This is a genomic window from Rhodoluna lacicola (genome assembly GCF_000699505.1).
In the GTDB taxonomy this organism is placed as follows: domain Bacteria; phylum Actinomycetota; class Actinomycetes; order Actinomycetales; family Microbacteriaceae; genus Rhodoluna; species Rhodoluna lacicola.
In genome coordinates this window covers 46,622-60,873 of record NZ_CP007490.1, presented here as the reverse complement: position 1 = coordinate 60,873, position 14,252 = coordinate 46,622, and the positions used below count along the sequence as shown (strand labels likewise).

General features: G+C 51.3%; 14 protein-coding genes. 6 read left to right on the top strand and 8 right to left on the bottom strand.

The window, feature by feature from the left end; translation table 11 throughout:
• The first annotated feature begins 10 nt into the window (after positions 1-10).
• On the top strand, positions 11-1,651 hold the full coding sequence (locus RHOLA_RS00305) for an ABC transporter permease (RefSeq protein ID WP_038501552.1): 1,641 nt from the start codon (positions 11-13) through the stop codon (positions 1,649-1,651).
• Here RHOLA_RS00305 and RHOLA_RS00300 read toward each other — a convergent pair.
• From RHOLA_RS00300 to RHOLA_RS00280, 5 genes are read right to left on the bottom strand one after another with little or no spacing between them, the layout of a single operon-like run.
• The gene (locus tag RHOLA_RS00300) at positions 1,590-2,444 is read right to left on the bottom strand and encodes a DNA-methyltransferase (protein ID WP_038501550.1); all 855 of its coding nucleotides are present in this window, start codon (positions 2,442-2,444) and stop codon (positions 1,590-1,592) included. The two genes, RHOLA_RS00305 and RHOLA_RS00300, sit on opposite strands and share 62 nt — an antisense overlap.
• 34 nt (positions 2,445-2,478) lie before the next feature.
• On the bottom strand, positions 2,479-3,657 hold the full coding sequence (locus RHOLA_RS00295; RefSeq protein WP_038501548.1) for an MFS transporter: 1,179 nt from the start codon (positions 3,655-3,657) through the stop codon (positions 2,479-2,481).
• Between the two features lie 9 nt (positions 3,658-3,666).
• Positions 3,667-5,160, bottom strand: a complete 1,494-nt coding sequence (locus tag RHOLA_RS00290) for a tripartite tricarboxylate transporter permease (protein ID WP_038501546.1) — start codon at positions 5,158-5,160, stop codon at positions 3,667-3,669.
• Positions 5,160-5,693 carry a tripartite tricarboxylate transporter TctB family protein gene (locus RHOLA_RS00285; protein WP_038501544.1) on the bottom strand — a complete coding sequence of 178 codons (534 nt, stop codon included), beginning with the start codon at positions 5,691-5,693 and terminating at the stop codon, positions 5,160-5,162. The genes RHOLA_RS00290 and RHOLA_RS00285 overlap by 1 nt, the downstream gene beginning before the upstream one ends.
• Positions 5,690-6,808 carry a Bug family tripartite tricarboxylate transporter substrate binding protein gene (locus tag RHOLA_RS00280; RefSeq protein WP_038501542.1) on the bottom strand — a complete coding sequence of 373 codons (1,119 nt, stop codon included), beginning with the start codon at positions 6,806-6,808 and terminating at the stop codon, positions 5,690-5,692. The genes RHOLA_RS00285 and RHOLA_RS00280 overlap by 4 nt, the downstream gene beginning before the upstream one ends.
• A 306-nt stretch (positions 6,809-7,114) precedes the next feature.
• Between RHOLA_RS00280 and RHOLA_RS00275 the strand changes: the two genes are divergently transcribed.
• Positions 7,115-7,444, top strand: a complete 330-nt coding sequence (locus RHOLA_RS00275; protein ID WP_051636125.1) for a GNAT family N-acetyltransferase — start codon at positions 7,115-7,117, stop codon at positions 7,442-7,444.
• Here the strand turns inward: RHOLA_RS00275 and RHOLA_RS00270 are convergent.
• The gene (locus RHOLA_RS00270; RefSeq protein WP_038501540.1) at positions 7,441-8,325 is read right to left on the bottom strand and encodes an alpha/beta fold hydrolase; all 885 of its coding nucleotides are present in this window, start codon (positions 8,323-8,325) and stop codon (positions 7,441-7,443) included. The genes RHOLA_RS00275 and RHOLA_RS00270 overlap by 4 nt on opposite strands.
• Positions 8,326-8,412: 87 nt before the next feature.
• Between RHOLA_RS00270 and RHOLA_RS00265 the strand changes: the two genes are divergently transcribed.
• Genes RHOLA_RS00265 through RHOLA_RS00250 form a run of 4 tightly spaced genes read left to right on the top strand, consistent with a single transcriptional unit; the run spans position 8,413 to position 11,591 of the window.
• A complete protein-coding gene (locus RHOLA_RS00265) occupies positions 8,413-9,834 on the top strand; it encodes a ferredoxin reductase family protein (RefSeq protein WP_038501538.1) in 1,422 nt (473 codons plus the stop codon).
• Positions 9,831-10,370, top strand: a complete 540-nt coding sequence (locus tag RHOLA_RS00260; RefSeq protein ID WP_038501536.1) for an FMN-binding protein — start codon at positions 9,831-9,833, stop codon at positions 10,368-10,370. The genes RHOLA_RS00265 and RHOLA_RS00260 overlap by 4 nt, the downstream gene beginning before the upstream one ends.
• Positions 10,357-10,785, top strand: coding sequence for an FMN-binding protein (locus tag RHOLA_RS00255; RefSeq protein ID WP_051636124.1), 429 nt, complete (start codon positions 10,357-10,359; stop codon positions 10,783-10,785). The genes RHOLA_RS00260 and RHOLA_RS00255 overlap by 14 nt, the downstream gene beginning before the upstream one ends.
• Positions 10,785-11,591, top strand: coding sequence for an FAD:protein FMN transferase (locus RHOLA_RS00250; protein ID WP_051636123.1), 807 nt, complete (start codon positions 10,785-10,787; stop codon positions 11,589-11,591). The genes RHOLA_RS00255 and RHOLA_RS00250 overlap by 1 nt, the downstream gene beginning before the upstream one ends.
• Before the next feature lie 49 nt (positions 11,592-11,640).
• Here the strand turns inward: RHOLA_RS00250 and RHOLA_RS00245 are convergent, their stop codons facing one another.
• Positions 11,641-12,189 carry a thioesterase family protein gene (locus RHOLA_RS00245; RefSeq protein ID WP_038501534.1) on the bottom strand — a complete coding sequence of 183 codons (549 nt, stop codon included), beginning with the start codon at positions 12,187-12,189 and terminating at the stop codon, positions 11,641-11,643.
• Entirely contained in the window at positions 12,190-14,172 is a 1,983-nt protein-coding gene (locus tag RHOLA_RS00240) for a M13 family metallopeptidase (RefSeq protein WP_038501532.1), read from the bottom strand.
• Positions 14,173-14,252: the final 80 nt, after the last annotated feature.

Sequence of the window (14,252 nt, the reverse complement as noted above, 5' to 3'; positions counted from 1 at the left end):
ATGACTCAAAATGTCTAAACGACTTTGGCTTTGGGTAATCCCGCTGCTTTTTATTGCGGTGTTGTTCTACTGGCCATTGCTAAAGATTATTGGGCTTGGTTTATCTAGCAATTGGTTTGAAATTTATTTTGAACCAGCCACGCTAAAGGCAATTTGGTTCACCATTTGGCAGGCAGGTCTTTCAACCTTGATTGCACTTGTGATTGGCATACCTGGCGCCTACGTTTTGTATCGCAAGCGGTTCTTTGGTCAGCGCTTCATTCGTGCGCTGATTACTGTGCCGCTGGTTTTACCGACCATCGTCGTTGCCATTGTCTTTTCGTCATTCAGGGCAGAACACAAAATCTACGAGCAGATTGGTTTGGGGTTCTTCTTTGAGAATTCCATCTACTGGATAATCGCGGCGCACGTTTTTGTGAATTACTCACTGGTGGTACGCACACTCGGCGGAGTCTGGGCCACCATGGACAACGAAACAGAGGAAGCCGCGGCCCTGGCCGGAGCCGGGCGACTGCGCACAACGTTGCTGATCACCCTGCCACAGCTAAAGCCCGCGATTGTCTCGGCATCGGCGCTTACCTTTTTGTTTTGCTCCAGCAGCTACGGCATAATCTTGATTCTGGGCGGCGGCCAGGTGCAATCGGTGGAGACTCAAATTGCAACCGCAGCCCTGCAATTTCTTGACCTAAATAAGGCCGCGGCCCTGGCGCTATTGCAAACCTTAATTACGGTGGTTGCCTTCAGTATCTCTGAGGCGATCGCCAAGCACCCAATCGGCATCGAACAGGTTGACGAGAGCACTCGCAAGCCGGCGGTGGATGCCCGAGATTGGCCAGCAGTTGCCATCACGGCTCTGGCTGTAATCGGCATGATTGGCATACCAATGCTTGTGTTGCTGGCCAAGGCCTTCACCTTTGACGGTGGCCTAAGCCTGCAGAACTTCATGAACCTGGCCGGTCGTGGTGATCGCGAACTACTAAATATCTCGGTTTGGCAGGCCACCCTGAATACCCTGCGAAACGTTGCCATCTCGGCAAGCATTGCGGTTGTGCTTGGTTCGCTGGTTTCATACCTGCTGTCTCGCACTCACCGCAGTCGCCGCGCTCGATTCTCAAATCGCACCATTGATCTGTTGTTCCTGATCCCAATTGGAATTTCATCGGTGGTGCTTGGTTTTGGCTACCTGATTACCTTTGGCGATGGGCCGCTGCCGATTCGTGCCAGCTGGTTGGTCGTGCCAATCGTTCAAGCGCTGATGGCGCTGCCACTGGTGATTCGCCTGATCTACCCGGCGCTTATTTCAATTGGTGCCGATCATCGCGAGGCCGCGGCGCTTGCCGGTGCCAACTCACGACAAACTTGGTGGCACATTGAGTCTGGGATCATTCGGCATGTGATTCTCACCGCGATTGGTTTTGCGCTCATTGCCGGAATTGGTGAATTTGGTGCGGCATCGCTGCTGGCCTTTGGTGATCAAGCAACTCTGCCAACGGTTCTCTACGCTTTGATTTCGCGACCGGGTTCCACCAACTATGGCATGGCCATGGCGGTGTCGGCAATCATGATTGTGCTGACTTTTGTTTTGGTGTTTAGCTCTTCAGCTCGAATTCCACGCCGGCGTCGTTCAATCGCTTTGAAATCACACCGATAGATTCCGGATTCTGATCAATCAGAATAAATTTACGACCAAGCTCGGCCGCTACCGCACCGGTTGTTCCAGAACCCGCGAAGAAATCCAAAACCAAATCGCCTGGCTCAGAAGATGCCTGAATCACGCGGCGCAAAATTCCCTTTGGCTTTTGAGTTGGGTAGCCAGTTTTTTCTTTTCCGGTTGGCGAAACAATTGTGTGCCACCAAACATCGGTTGGTAGTTTTCCTTTTTCAACTTTTTCCGGAGTCACCAACCCCGGTGCCATGTATGGCTCACGATCAACCTCTGAGGAATTGAAGAAATACTTTGCCGGATTCTTCACGTAAACCAAAATGGTGTCGTGCTTTGACGGCCACTTATTTTTGCTTTTGCCGCCGTAGTCGTACGCCCAAATAATTTCATTCAAAAAACACTCTCGACCAAACAGCGCATCCAGCAAGACTTTGGCATAGTGCGCCTCGCGGTAATCAAGGTGCAGGTAAAGCGTTCCGGTTTCGTTTAGCAGGCGCCAGGCCTCTTCAAGGCGAGGCTCCAAGAATGACCAGAAATCTTCAAACTCATCGTCGTAAGAGAGCACAGTTTCACGCACCACGTCGTAGCGCTTACCTTTGAAGCCCACGCGATTACCGGCATCGGTGCGGGTTGTTGTTGTGGTGCCGCGAGTCTGAGTGCGCCCAGTGTTGAACGGCGGATCAATGTAGATCAGCTGAACTGACTCGCTGGGCAACTTTCGAAGGATCCCTAGGTTGTCGCCAAAGTGAAGCTGATTAGTCTTTGGCTGATTGCTAGGCATGAGCCCAATCTTAATCGCCGATTTAAACCAGCGACTAATCTTCCGACTTTAACGCGCGGGCGGTTGCCAAGATTGATCCTGCTTGAACCAATGCCAACATGTAAAACACCGATGCAACCCCGCCGACCGCAATCAAACCAGCAACTGCCGGCATGGCCACCTGGCCAAAACGATTTGCAGTCAGGCGAATTGCAATCGCCAGCCCGCGGCTGTCGGCCGATGAAATCCGCGAGACCCAGGCCATGGTAGCCGGTTGTCCAATGCCCATCGCAAAGCCAGAGACCACCATAATCAAGGCAATCACCCAGAAATTATCGGTGAGGGCAAGAGCCAGCATGCTTACCAGAGTTACAGATGCTCCCCAGATCAAGATCTTTCGCAAACCAAGCCAATTGGTAATCTGCCCCAGCAACACACGCACTGCCATTGACGCAACGGATCTGATCGCCAGCAAGATTCCAACCTCTGTCACACCAATGCCCAGCTCCCGCCCAAGCAAAGGCAAAAAGATCAGCAGCACGTCAACGACGGCAGTTGTTGCGCTGGCCACAAAGATGGCTGACTTGAAAGTTGGCACGCTCAGCACCTCTCGCGCCGTAATCTTTGCGCTGGTCTTTTCTGGAACTGGCTGGTTCTCTCGCCGAGTAGAAAGTTTCAAGACGCTTATTGCGGCAAGAATAAAAATCACGATTGCAAATGTGAATGCGGCATTTGCATTCACACGCTGCTCTCCAGAGTCAGCCAGCCAACCACCAATTAGCGGGCCAAAAGCGTGGCCAAGCGAAGCGTAAAAAGTAAAGAGTCCAAAGTTTCGTTCATAGAGTTTGGATTGGGACCTATTAGCAATCATGGTTTGACCACCAACCATACAGAGCAGGTGACCGATTCCAAGTAACGGCATTGCAATCATTAGCAACGGTATTGAATCCACAAAAAGCAAACCAAAAGATGTGAGTGCCAAGATGATTGATCCAAACAACATTGCCAATCCGGATTTGCCCTTATCCACGGCCCGGCCGAATCTAATTGCAAAAATTAGGGGCGCCAGAGCAAAAGTGGCACCGATGATTCCAACCATCGCCGCATCAGCGCCCAGCTCAAGTGCTTTGTAAGAAACAATTGGGCGCACCACATAAATGCCCCCCTGAATCATCAGGGAGTTGAAAACAACGAGTGGCAGCCAATGGCCACCACTCGTTGTCTTGCTGCTCATTAGTTGAGCCTAGTTCTTTACGCGAGAATTCTTGATTGCTTTATTGATCCACGGCCAACCAAGGGCAACCAACATCAGCAGGTAAGTAATAATCGTGAACGGTGTGCTGATGAAGATTCCTGGGTCACCTTGGCTCAATTGCATTGACCGGCGGAATTGCGTCTCGGCCATTGGCCCAAGAATCGCACCAAGAATCAGTGGAGTAATTGGGTAGCCAAACCTGCGCAGAATCATTCCGAGCGCACCAATACCAATTGCAACCAAAAGATCAAAAGTTGAATTCTTGATCGAGTAGGCACCAACCATGGCAAATACCAGAATTCCGGCAAATAGATATGGTGCCGGCACTCTTAGAATTTGAACCCACATCTTGATCAGCGGCAAATTAATTACCAGTAGCAAGAAGTTTCCGATGAACAAAGATGCAATCAAAGTCCAGACCAAAAGCGGCTGCTCTGCGAAAAGCATTGGGCCGGCGCTGATTCTGAATTGATCAAAGGCTGCAAGCATTACTGCCGCTGTTCCCGAGGTTGGAATTCCCAGGGCCAAAAGTGGCACCAGTGCTCCTGCCGCGTTGGCATTATTTGCTGCCTCTGGCCCTGCAACGCCCTCGATTGCACCCTTGCCAAATTCGCTTGAATTTTTGGAAAGCTTCTTCTCAAGCGTGTAGCTCAAAAAGGTTGGTAGTTCAGAACCACCCGCTGGCATGACTCCGGTTGGAAAACCAATCGCAGTGCCACGAAGCCATGGCTTCCAAGAGCGACCCCACTCTTCTTTATTCATGCGAGCCGAACCAACCAGCTTGTTCAGGGTTCCGCTTTCAAGCCGACCCGAGAGCGCAATGTACAGCGCCTCAGAAACCGCAAACAAAGACACAATAACCACTACGGTTGAGAACCCCTCCATGGCATCTGGGCTGCCAAACGAAAGTCGGGCTGCGCCAGAGTTGGGATCAATGCCCACCATGCCAATAACCAGACCAATGGTCAGTGCAATTAGACCCCGATTAATCGAACGCCCCATTAGCGAGCTCACGGTCACGAAGGCCAAAATCATCAAAGCAAAAAAGTCTGGCGGAGTCATCTTTAGGCCAAGGGCTGCAATGCCAGGGGCCGCAATCGCCAGAATTCCTGTGCCAATTGCACCAGCTACGAAAGAACCGATAGCCGCCGTAGCAAGCGCGGCTCCGGCCTTGCCGGCCCGGGCCATCTTGTTTCCTTCGATGGCTGTCATTACCGAACCAGATTCACCTGGTGCATTCAAAAGAATTGAGGTGGTAGAGCCACCGAACATTGCGCCATAGTAAATGGCGCAGAACATGATGATCGCGCTCTGCGGCTCAAGACCATAGGTGACCGGCAATAGCAACGAGATTGCTAGAGCTGGACCAATGCCCGGAAGCACACCTACCAAAGTTCCAAGCAATGAACCCAAAAGTCCAAAGCCAAGGTTTGTGATTGTCAGGGAGTTTGAGAAACCCTCAAGAAAAGAACCAAAGTCCATTACCAGTCCTCTTCCACAACAACCTCAGCAGGGCCAAAGTCAAAATTAAATACCCAAGGCAGATCAATTTGCAGGCCAAGGGTGAAACCAAAATAAACAACCGCAGCGGTGGCTGCTGCAATGGGAATGGCAATAAACCATTTTGTCTTCGCTGGATTTAATGCGTAGACCACCGATGCGAACAAAATCGTTGCGGCAATTGGAAATCCAATGATTGGTAATCCAAATGCAAACACCAGCAGCCCGGTAATCATCAATAGGAATGGCTTTAGTCGCAACTTGCTGGCAACTTGACCACCTTCGACTTCCTCTGGTTCTCCAAGGTTTCCTCGGGCAACAGAGATCAATTGAAGGGTAGACAAGATGATTAGCAACCAACCAATAATGCTTGGAAAAGTTTTACTTCCAACAAAATCTGCAGAAGCTAATTCGGGAAGCTGACTTGCATCCCACAACACAACTACACCCGCGAGAAAGAGGAAGCTGGTAAAAACCAGCTCCCCCTTTGCAGAACGCTTTTTATCTAAAATCACAAAAGACCGATTTCAGCGTATAGTCTGCGGATTTTCTTCTCTTCACCCTTTAGCCAGTTATCAAAGGCTGTTCCAGGTAGCCAGTTGTAGAAGGCCTTCTGGGTCTCTAGGTAAGTGGCGAATGACTGCGATGCGTTCACGATGTCAAGTGCGCGAATTACTAGTGCGCGTCCGGCAGGGCTGGTCTTTGGTGGCAATACAATTCCACGCCAGTTCTGAACTACAACGTCAATCTTCTTTGATACCAGGGTTGGTACATTTACACCCTTGATTGGGGTTGGACCAGTTACTGCCAACAGTCTTAGAGTTCCAGCCTGAACGTATGAAGGGAAGTCACCGTAACCAGAAACTGCGAAAGCATACTTGGCATCACTCAGGATTGAAGCTGCAACAGTGCTGTTTGCTGTGTAGTTCATGTCCTTGACGGTCAGACCTAGTGCCTCGTAAAGCTGAGCAGCAACGAAGTAGTCAACACCACCAACGGCGTTACCTACGATTGCCATTGACTTTGGGTCCTTCTTGATGTCGGCAACCAACTCTTCGATGGTCTTGTACTTTGAGTCAGCCTTCACTGCAATAGCGCTGTACTCTGCGTACATACGTGCTACCGGAGTACCGTCAGAAACCAAAGATCCAGCCTTAGCGGTGAATGCTCCACCTACCTGAGCGAATCCGGTCACTGCAAGCTTGCCGGCTTTACCAGCCATCTCTTCGTTGACGTACTTCAAGCTGTTGCTGTACGGGGTTGGCTTTGAGGTTAGTACTGGCTCGGCATCGGTAAGTCCCTCTGCCTTAAGTGCGTCAGCAATTGCCTTACCAAACCCACCAAAACCAGAGGTCAGTGAGTTTGGAACAATAACGTCCAAGTTCTTGATAACAGGCAGCTTCTTGTACTGCCAAACCTGCTTGCCCTTCATTCCACCTTTAGTGGCCTTTATGCAGAAAAGGTCTGAGCCGTCTGCACCTTTCTTCTTGGCAACTTCGCCAAGCTTTGAACATTCTTTTAGAACGCTCGCTTTTGCAGCTGGAACCGCTGCCGCATTCGCAGCCGGTGCCAGGCTCATGCTAGATGCAGCTAAAGCCAGCGCAGTTGCGACGATAGTAAATTTCTTCACGATTTTTTGTCCTCCATGGATTTGGAACGAGGACTCTCCGGCGGAAAGTCCGCGACGGTCTTCAGTGGGGTGGTCAGTCTTACCCGTCAACCCCAATGTTGACCGAAGACTGAGTCTCTCCGTCACTATTTCTAGTGACCAAGTGCCCGGGCACCTAAGCCGGTTATGTCGTTGCACTTGCTTTGGGATACTCCCCCAGTAGTTCTTGAATCTACTCCTGATAACCAGAACAAAAATCCAATTTAGGTAACGTTTTGATAAACGAGCCTCACCGGCCTATTTAGATTGGGGCCCATAATTAGAAGTATGGAAGCCAAAGTCATTCACGAACCAGAGCAACACCGATACGCAATCTTTCTGGGCAGCGAAGAAGTCGGCGATCTCAAGTACCGCAAGACTCCTGGTGAAATCCACATGGTGAGCACTCACGTTAACCCGGCGCATCAGGGCAAGAACCTGGCTGCAATTTTGACCAAGTTCGCACTGAATGACATTCGTGAGCAGGGGGCTGACAAGGTGGTGCCAGTTTGTTCATACACCGTGCGCTACATGGAGAAGCACCCAGAGACCCATGACCTACTGCTAAACCCAATCGAAGAAGCAGTGGCTTTTTGCGAGCTACCTAAAAAGGATTAGATCTCGTCAAGGTGCTGGTGGGCATCTAGTCGGTCATCCAACCAGGCAATCAAATCTTCAAGCACTTCTTGCTTATTAATTTCATTGAAAACTTCGTGACGAGCATCGTGATAAATAACCAGCTCAACATCGTGCGCTCCGGCCTTGCGGTAGGCATCAAGTAATTTCTTGTTACCCTTCTCACCGCCAAGCGGATCAGCTGATCCAGCCATAATCAAAATCGGAACATGCGAATCAATTTGCTTTGATGGCACACCCATGAGTTTTGCGGTGTTGGTGATTCCAAAAACTTGAATCGCTGTCTCTGGGAAATTCTTTGGGTCAGCCAGGAATTCGCGGCCAACCTCTTCATCACGACTCAACCATTCGTATCCGGTTGCGTTTGGAGTTTTGCTCCACTTCTTGTTGAAACCAGAACTTGGCACCACACCTGGAATCAAAATGGATGAACCGCTCAGAACTAGGCCGTCATACTCATCGGAGTATTTGTTGTAAATGCGCTGCGCAATCATTGAGCCCCAACTGTGGCCAAGAAGCACCAGCGGTTCCTCCGGGTTTTCGCCAACGATGATGTGACTTAGCTGACGCACTCCGGCAAATACCGCTGCCATTCCACCCGGGCCAAGATTGCCCTGCTTCTTGGTGATGCCCTCGGCGGTCATGCGCAATCCGGTTGCACCGTGCCCGCGGTGATCGTCGGCATAAACACTAAAGCCCGCGCGATTTAGCGCAGCGGCCACGTGGTCGTATCGGCGTGCATGCTCACCCAAGCCGTGCACCAGTTGAATGCAGCCCTTTGGCTGGGCCACTGGCCATTCGTAAAAAGTGATGTCGATGCCCTCGGCATCGGTGTAGGTTCGCACAATCGGAAGAGCTGTCATGAGGCAACTTTATATCTGGGGCGGATTCATCCCTGACACACAGCCCACATCCAGATAACTCCCAGACTTGGCGAACAGACTACAAGAATGGACGACGCACCGGCCAATCAACTTCGGCTAAGCCAACCCAATAAAGCGGTTCGCATTGGTGAACGCAAGGCGGTGCGGGTAAAACGAGCCCAAGACGTGATCGAGGTAATTGCCTGGTCAATCATCATGACGGTGCTGGTGATGTTTCTGCTCGACGGCGGGCTAAAGGGCGTCACAGATCTACCCAGCGCACTTGGTGCAATTAGCCGGCTTACCTCTTTATTGGGCACCGCCCTGCTCTTGATATTGCTACTTCTCGTTGCCCGAGTTCCCTGGATTGACAAGTTCTACGGTCACGATGGCGCAACCGTGGTTCACAAGCGCCTCGGCAAGCCGGTGCTGTACCTGATTGTTGCCCACTTTTTGGCTTCGCTGGTTCAGTACTCAATTACTAACGCCAAAGCTATCGGCACAACTCTTTGGTGGTTCATCACCGATGTACAAGACATGCTGATTGCCACTATCGGTTTGGCCTTGATGATTGTTGTGGTGTTGACCTCAATCAACTTCACTCGTCGCAAGATGAGTTATGAAGCTTGGTTCTTTGTGCACCTCACATCTTATGTTTCAGTAGCCCTTGCAGTGCCTCATATTTTTACAGCCGGTAGTGACGTAGCAGGTAAGCCGGTGCAGACAACTATCTGGGTTGCGCTTTACCTTTTTGTTTTTCTAAATATTCTTTGGTTCCGCGTAATTATTCCGATTCGTAAATCGTTCCGTAAGCGCCTGGTGCTTGCACAAACCGTTCGTGATTCTTCAGACACCGTCTCGCTTTATTTGACCGGCAAGCACCTTGAAAAGATTGAAGCGGTATCGGGGCAGTTCTATTTCTTGCGAGTGCTAACACCTTCGCAGTGGTGGCGCCCACATCCATTCTCAATTTCGGCTGCGCCAAATGGTGAGTACCTGCGCTTCACGATTGGTGATCGCGGTGATGACACCAAGCTGATGCAAAACATCAAGCCGGGTACCTCTATTGCAATTGAAGGACCCTACGGTTTGTTCACTGAGGAACGCCGCACCAAAGAAAAAGTTGTTTTGATTGCTTCGGGAATTGGTATTCCACCAATTCGCACTCTTGCCGAATCTATGGCCGCGCGCCCGGGTGACATCACTGTGATCTATCGCGTGCGCAATGAAGCGGATGCATCTCTGTTGAGTGAGATTCAAGAAATATGTCGCAGACGAGAATTTCCACTACACGTGATAGCTGGTCCGCGCGCTAGTAAAAATTCTTGGCTAAATGATGATGGATCAAACACACCAGACGTTGCTCGCCTCACCGTGATGGCGCCACATGTTTCAGAAGCCGACGTCTACATTTGCGGCCCGGAAGCATGGACCCACAGCGTAATTAAAACAGTGCGCAAAGCTGGTACCCCTGTCGACAACATTCACTCAGAGGAGTACGCCTGGTGAGAAAAGCAACTCAAAATATTGTTGGCGTTCTAAGCCTTGGCGTGCTGGCGACTTCGTGGTCGCTGGGGCAAGCGGCCGATACTGGCCTTAGCTTGGAAACCGCTCCGCAGCCTGCTGCAACCAACAACACCGATGCCCCGGCCGTCCCGACAGCCGAGCCGAGCGCCACACCAGCCACACCCGCTGAACCGGGCACCGCTCCAAGCCAATCCGCATCCCAATCGTCGGCACCAACTAAAGCCACAGCTCCTGCGCCAACCAAGCAGCCGGCGACCGCATCGGTGTCACAAACCGGCGCAGCCGTAGCTTATAAATACGGGGTAATTCAGCTAGAGGTTGTGAAGTCCGGCTCAAGCATCACGGCCGTAAACCTAATTCAGTCTTCAACCAAGGGGCCCGACTGGGCCGTGGTACCAGGCATGCTGGCCGAGGCCGCGGTGAACGCAAACGGCTCAAACTTTGGCAATGTGTCTGGGGCGACCTTTACCACCCAGGCATTCAAGCAAGCATTGGAGTCGGCTCTTGGCAAATTCTAAAGACCTGATGCTGGCTAATCCCTACTCAAAAAAGCGGCCGTGGATTCTTTCAACCACATTGTTGGTGCTGGCCAGCATTGGTGGAGCGATTGGAATCAATGCACTTTGGTTGAACCCGGCCAAAGACTTGGGTGGCTCGGCAGCTGGTGCAACCAAAACTCAAACCGTAAAGGGTGATGCAATTCAATACCGATACGGCGTGATTGAACTTGAGGTAACCGCAACGGCGGGAAAGATTGAATCAATCACAGAGCTTCAGGCCACCGCAAGCCCGGGCTTTGATCAGGCAATTCCAATCTTGAATCAAGAGGCAATGAAGGCGCAGAGCGCGAGCTTTGGAAATCTTTCTGGCGCCACCTTCACTACCGATGCTTACAAGCAAGCGCTGTCGAGTGCTATGTCGAAGTTGGGCTAATGACATCGACTGATCGAAATTATTTTGAGCGCGTAGAAATTTGCATGGGCACGACTTTTCGTTTTGCCGGTCGCAGTGAACTTGGCGAGGTTGAGGTTCAAAATATTCTGAGCCAAGCGTGCGAGATTCTTCACGAGGCAGACAGAACCTTCAGTCTCTACAAATCTGATTCACCACTTTCAAGGCTTGCCCGCGGTGAGACTCGTCTTGCCGATTGCCCGCCGGTAGTGGCAGAAATTTGGGACGCCTGCGACGAGTGGGAAAAACGCACCGATGGTTGGTTCAGCGCAATGACTCCACAAAATACTTTTGATCCATCCGGTGTGGTTAAGACCTGGGCCGCCAAGCGCGCCGCCGAATATATTTTGCAGGCCGGCATCAACGACTTCACCATGAATGCCGGTGGCGATGTATGGCTTAGCGATGAATTGACCAGTGACCAAGAGTGGCGCATTGCAATTTCAAAACCAATTTCTATCGCATCTTCAGATCACGCAATTCTCACCGTGATTGATTTGAAGAACACCGATTACCGAGCCCTGGCAACCAGCGGTTCTGCGGAACGCGGCGATCACATTTGGAATCCCAAGGCCGCTGGAAAATCTGCACCCACGGATTTGGTTCAGGTGAGTGTGGTGGCAAAAGATTTGGTCACCGCCGATGTTTGGGCAACCGCAGCTTTTGCGGCAGGTACCCGGGGCATCCCGTTGCTAGCGGCAGTAGATGGGATTGAAGCGCTTTTTATTCTTGCCAACGGAGATCTTGCGGCCACCGAAAACTTTCAAAAGTTGTTTGCGAAAAACTAACGGTTCGCTTTTTATTAAAAATATTTGCAGTAGAGCCAAAATGTTGGCTCTACCAAATATTTGGCGCTGCCTCTTTACCCTTAGGTAGCGAAGCACTCACTGACCAATCCTTAACCCACTGAGGCAACTCTGGTCTGGTTCCATCCCAGCCACCGGTGCCCTCAAGAACTTCCATCGGTGTCAAAATTCCACGCTTGCGCTTTAGAAAACGAATTCGCACGATTGCCTTGCTGTAAATCTCGTCGGCAACTACAAATCTCTGCTCAAAATAGAAGGCCTGATCATCCCAGCCGATGACCTTTGATTCAATGTCAAAAGATTGCCACGGCATCAGCGATTTTCTAAAGGTAATTGTTGAGGCAACCACCACCGGATACCAACCCAGCTTGTTCCACTTTTGCCAAATACCAGAGCGCAGGCCAAGGTCGTAGCGGCTCAGATCCATCAGGGTTAGGTAGACACCGTTGTTCATGTGGTTGAAGACGTCTAGATCCGATGGCCAAACCCGATAGGTGCGGCGCCCAACCGCCAGCCAAGATTCCCTAGTGCGCAGGCGCCAGGTGAGTTTTTCGTAAAGCAGACGTAGCCAGAGATTCATTTACCAGATCACCACTCGCTCTTCCGGGTCAAGCCACAGCTTGTCGCCAGGCTGAACGTTGAATGCCTCATAAAAAACATCGATGTTTCGCACGATCTGATTGCAACGGAACTCGGCGGGCGAGTGCGGGTCTGTGGCCAGACGCTGCAAGACCATTTCGTCGCGACCAATCGCACGCCAAGACTGACTCCACGCAATAAAGAATCTTTGCGCGGCAGTGCGGCCGTCAATCACCGGAGCTTCGGCACCCTTTAGAGACAGCAGGTATGCCTTGTAGGCAATGCCAAGTCCGCCTAGGTCACCAATGTTCTCGCCGATGGTCAGCTCACCGTTCACCTTGTGCTCGTCACCAAGTTGCGCCGGCGAAAGCTGGTTGTACTGATCAATCAACTTCTTGGTGCGCTTTTCAAATGCGGCGCGGTCGGCATCGGTCCACCATGATTGCAGCGCGCCGTCACCGTCATACTTTGAGCCCTGGTCGTCAAAACCGTGACCAATCTCGTGACCAATCACAGCACCGATAGCGCCAAAGTTAATCGCATCATCATTTTCTAGCGAGAAAAACGGTGGCTGCAAAATTGCCGCCGGAAAAACAATCTCGTTGAAGCCCGGGTTGTAATACGCGTTCACGGTTTGCGGAGTCATAAACCATTCGTCGCGATCTAGCGGTGCACCAATCTTTGCCGCTTCGCGTTCGTGTTCAAATGCGTTTGCTCGGCGCACGTTGCCCACCAAATCATCGCGTTTAATCACAAGTGACGAATAGTCTTTCCACTTATCTGGAAAACCAATCTTTGGTGTGAACTTATCCAGTTTCACCAACGCCTTCTGTCTGGTTTCTTCGCTCATCCAGTCAAGTTCAAGAATGCTTTGACGGTAAGCCTCAATCAAGTAACCAACAAGTTCATCCATGCGGTGCTTGGCTTCCATTGGGAAATGTTTTTCAACATAGATTTTTCCGATGAGTTCACCAAGCGATCCTTCGACCAGTGATACCGCGCGCTTCCAACGAGCGCGATTAACCGGAGCACCGGTCAACTTGGTGCCATAAAACGCAAAGCGTTCATTTACAAAATCATCGCTCAACAAACTTGCGGCTGAGCCAATGACTTTCCAGGCCATCCACAGTTTGATGGTCTCAAGGTTCTCTTGCTTGTAAATATTTTCAAGTCCTTCAAAGAACGAAGGCATCATCACAACAGACTCTTCAAGAACCTTGCGCTCAAGTTGCGCACCGGCCAACCAAAGCGACCAGTCAAAAGTTTTGGTTGTCGCTTGCAAGTCGTCAAAGGCAACCAGGTTGTAAGTCTTTTCCGCATCGCGAGAATCAACGTTGTTCCAGTGCACTGCGGCGAGCGCGGTTTCGAACTCAAAGATCTTGTGTGCGGCTGCTTCGGCATCGGTGTTTGACCACCCGGCGAGCGAAAGCATCTGAGCAATGTGCGGCACGTAGGCATCGCGAATTTCCTGGTGCTTTTCTTCGCGATAGTAAGCCTCATCGGGCAGGCCGATGCCGCCGTGGTACAGATTCACCAGGTAGCGGTTTGGATTGCCCGGATCGTTGTCTACGTATGAACCAAACAGCCCACCGATGCCCGCCTTCGAGAACTCGCCCATCAGCTTGGTGGCTTCGTCGAGAGTGGTGATGTGCTCAATCAACTTGAGTTCGGCGGCTATCGGGGCGGCACCAAGTTCGTTGGCGCGAGCCTCGTCCATAAAAGAGGCATACAGATCACCGATTTGCTGCTCTGGGCTGCCGGCCGGGGCCTTGCCCGAACCTGCTGATTCGGCAGCCTGCAGCAAGATCTCTTTGACCGCGGCTTCGGCATCATCAGCCAGCATGTGGAACGAGCCATACATGCTCTTGTCCTCTGGAATCTGGGTTTCTTTGAACCAGGTGCCGTTTACGTGCCTAAATAGGTCGTCCTGCACGCGAATCGAGTGGTCAAAAGAGGTTTCTTCAATGCCTGGCTTCATGCTCATCTCACAATCCTAAATCGCTGACCTATGGCGGACGTTCGGCTGCCCGGCCTAACAACCAGGGCTAGCCCGCCACACAGCCC

Bases quoted from the DNA above. Each gene is read 5' to 3' on its own strand.
- RHOLA_RS00305 (WP_038501552.1), top strand. From the start codon at position 11: ATGTCTAAACGACTTTGGCTTTGGGTAATCCCGCTGCTTTTTATTGCG.
- RHOLA_RS00300 (WP_038501550.1), bottom strand. From the start codon at position 2,444: ATGCCTAGCAATCAGCCAAAGACTAATCAGCTTCACTTTGGCGACAAC.
- RHOLA_RS00295 (WP_038501548.1), bottom strand. From the start codon at position 3,657: ATGAGCAGCAAGACAACGAGTGGTGGCCATTGGCTGCCACTCGTTGTT.
- RHOLA_RS00290 (WP_038501546.1), bottom strand. From the start codon at position 5,160: ATGGACTTTGGTTCTTTTCTTGAGGGTTTCTCAAACTCCCTGACAATC.
- RHOLA_RS00275 (WP_051636125.1), top strand. From the start codon at position 7,115: ATGGAAGCCAAAGTCATTCACGAACCAGAGCAACACCGATACGCAATC.
- RHOLA_RS00270 (WP_038501540.1), bottom strand. From the start codon at position 8,325: ATGACAGCTCTTCCGATTGTGCGAACCTACACCGATGCCGAGGGCATC.
- RHOLA_RS00265 (WP_038501538.1), top strand. From the start codon at position 8,413: ATGGACGACGCACCGGCCAATCAACTTCGGCTAAGCCAACCCAATAAA.
- RHOLA_RS00250 (WP_051636123.1), top strand. From the start codon at position 10,785: ATGACATCGACTGATCGAAATTATTTTGAGCGCGTAGAAATTTGCATG.
- RHOLA_RS00245 (WP_038501534.1), bottom strand. From the start codon at position 12,189: ATGAATCTCTGGCTACGTCTGCTTTACGAAAAACTCACCTGGCGCCTG.
- RHOLA_RS00240 (WP_038501532.1), bottom strand. From the start codon at position 14,172: ATGAGCATGAAGCCAGGCATTGAAGAAACCTCTTTTGACCACTCGATT.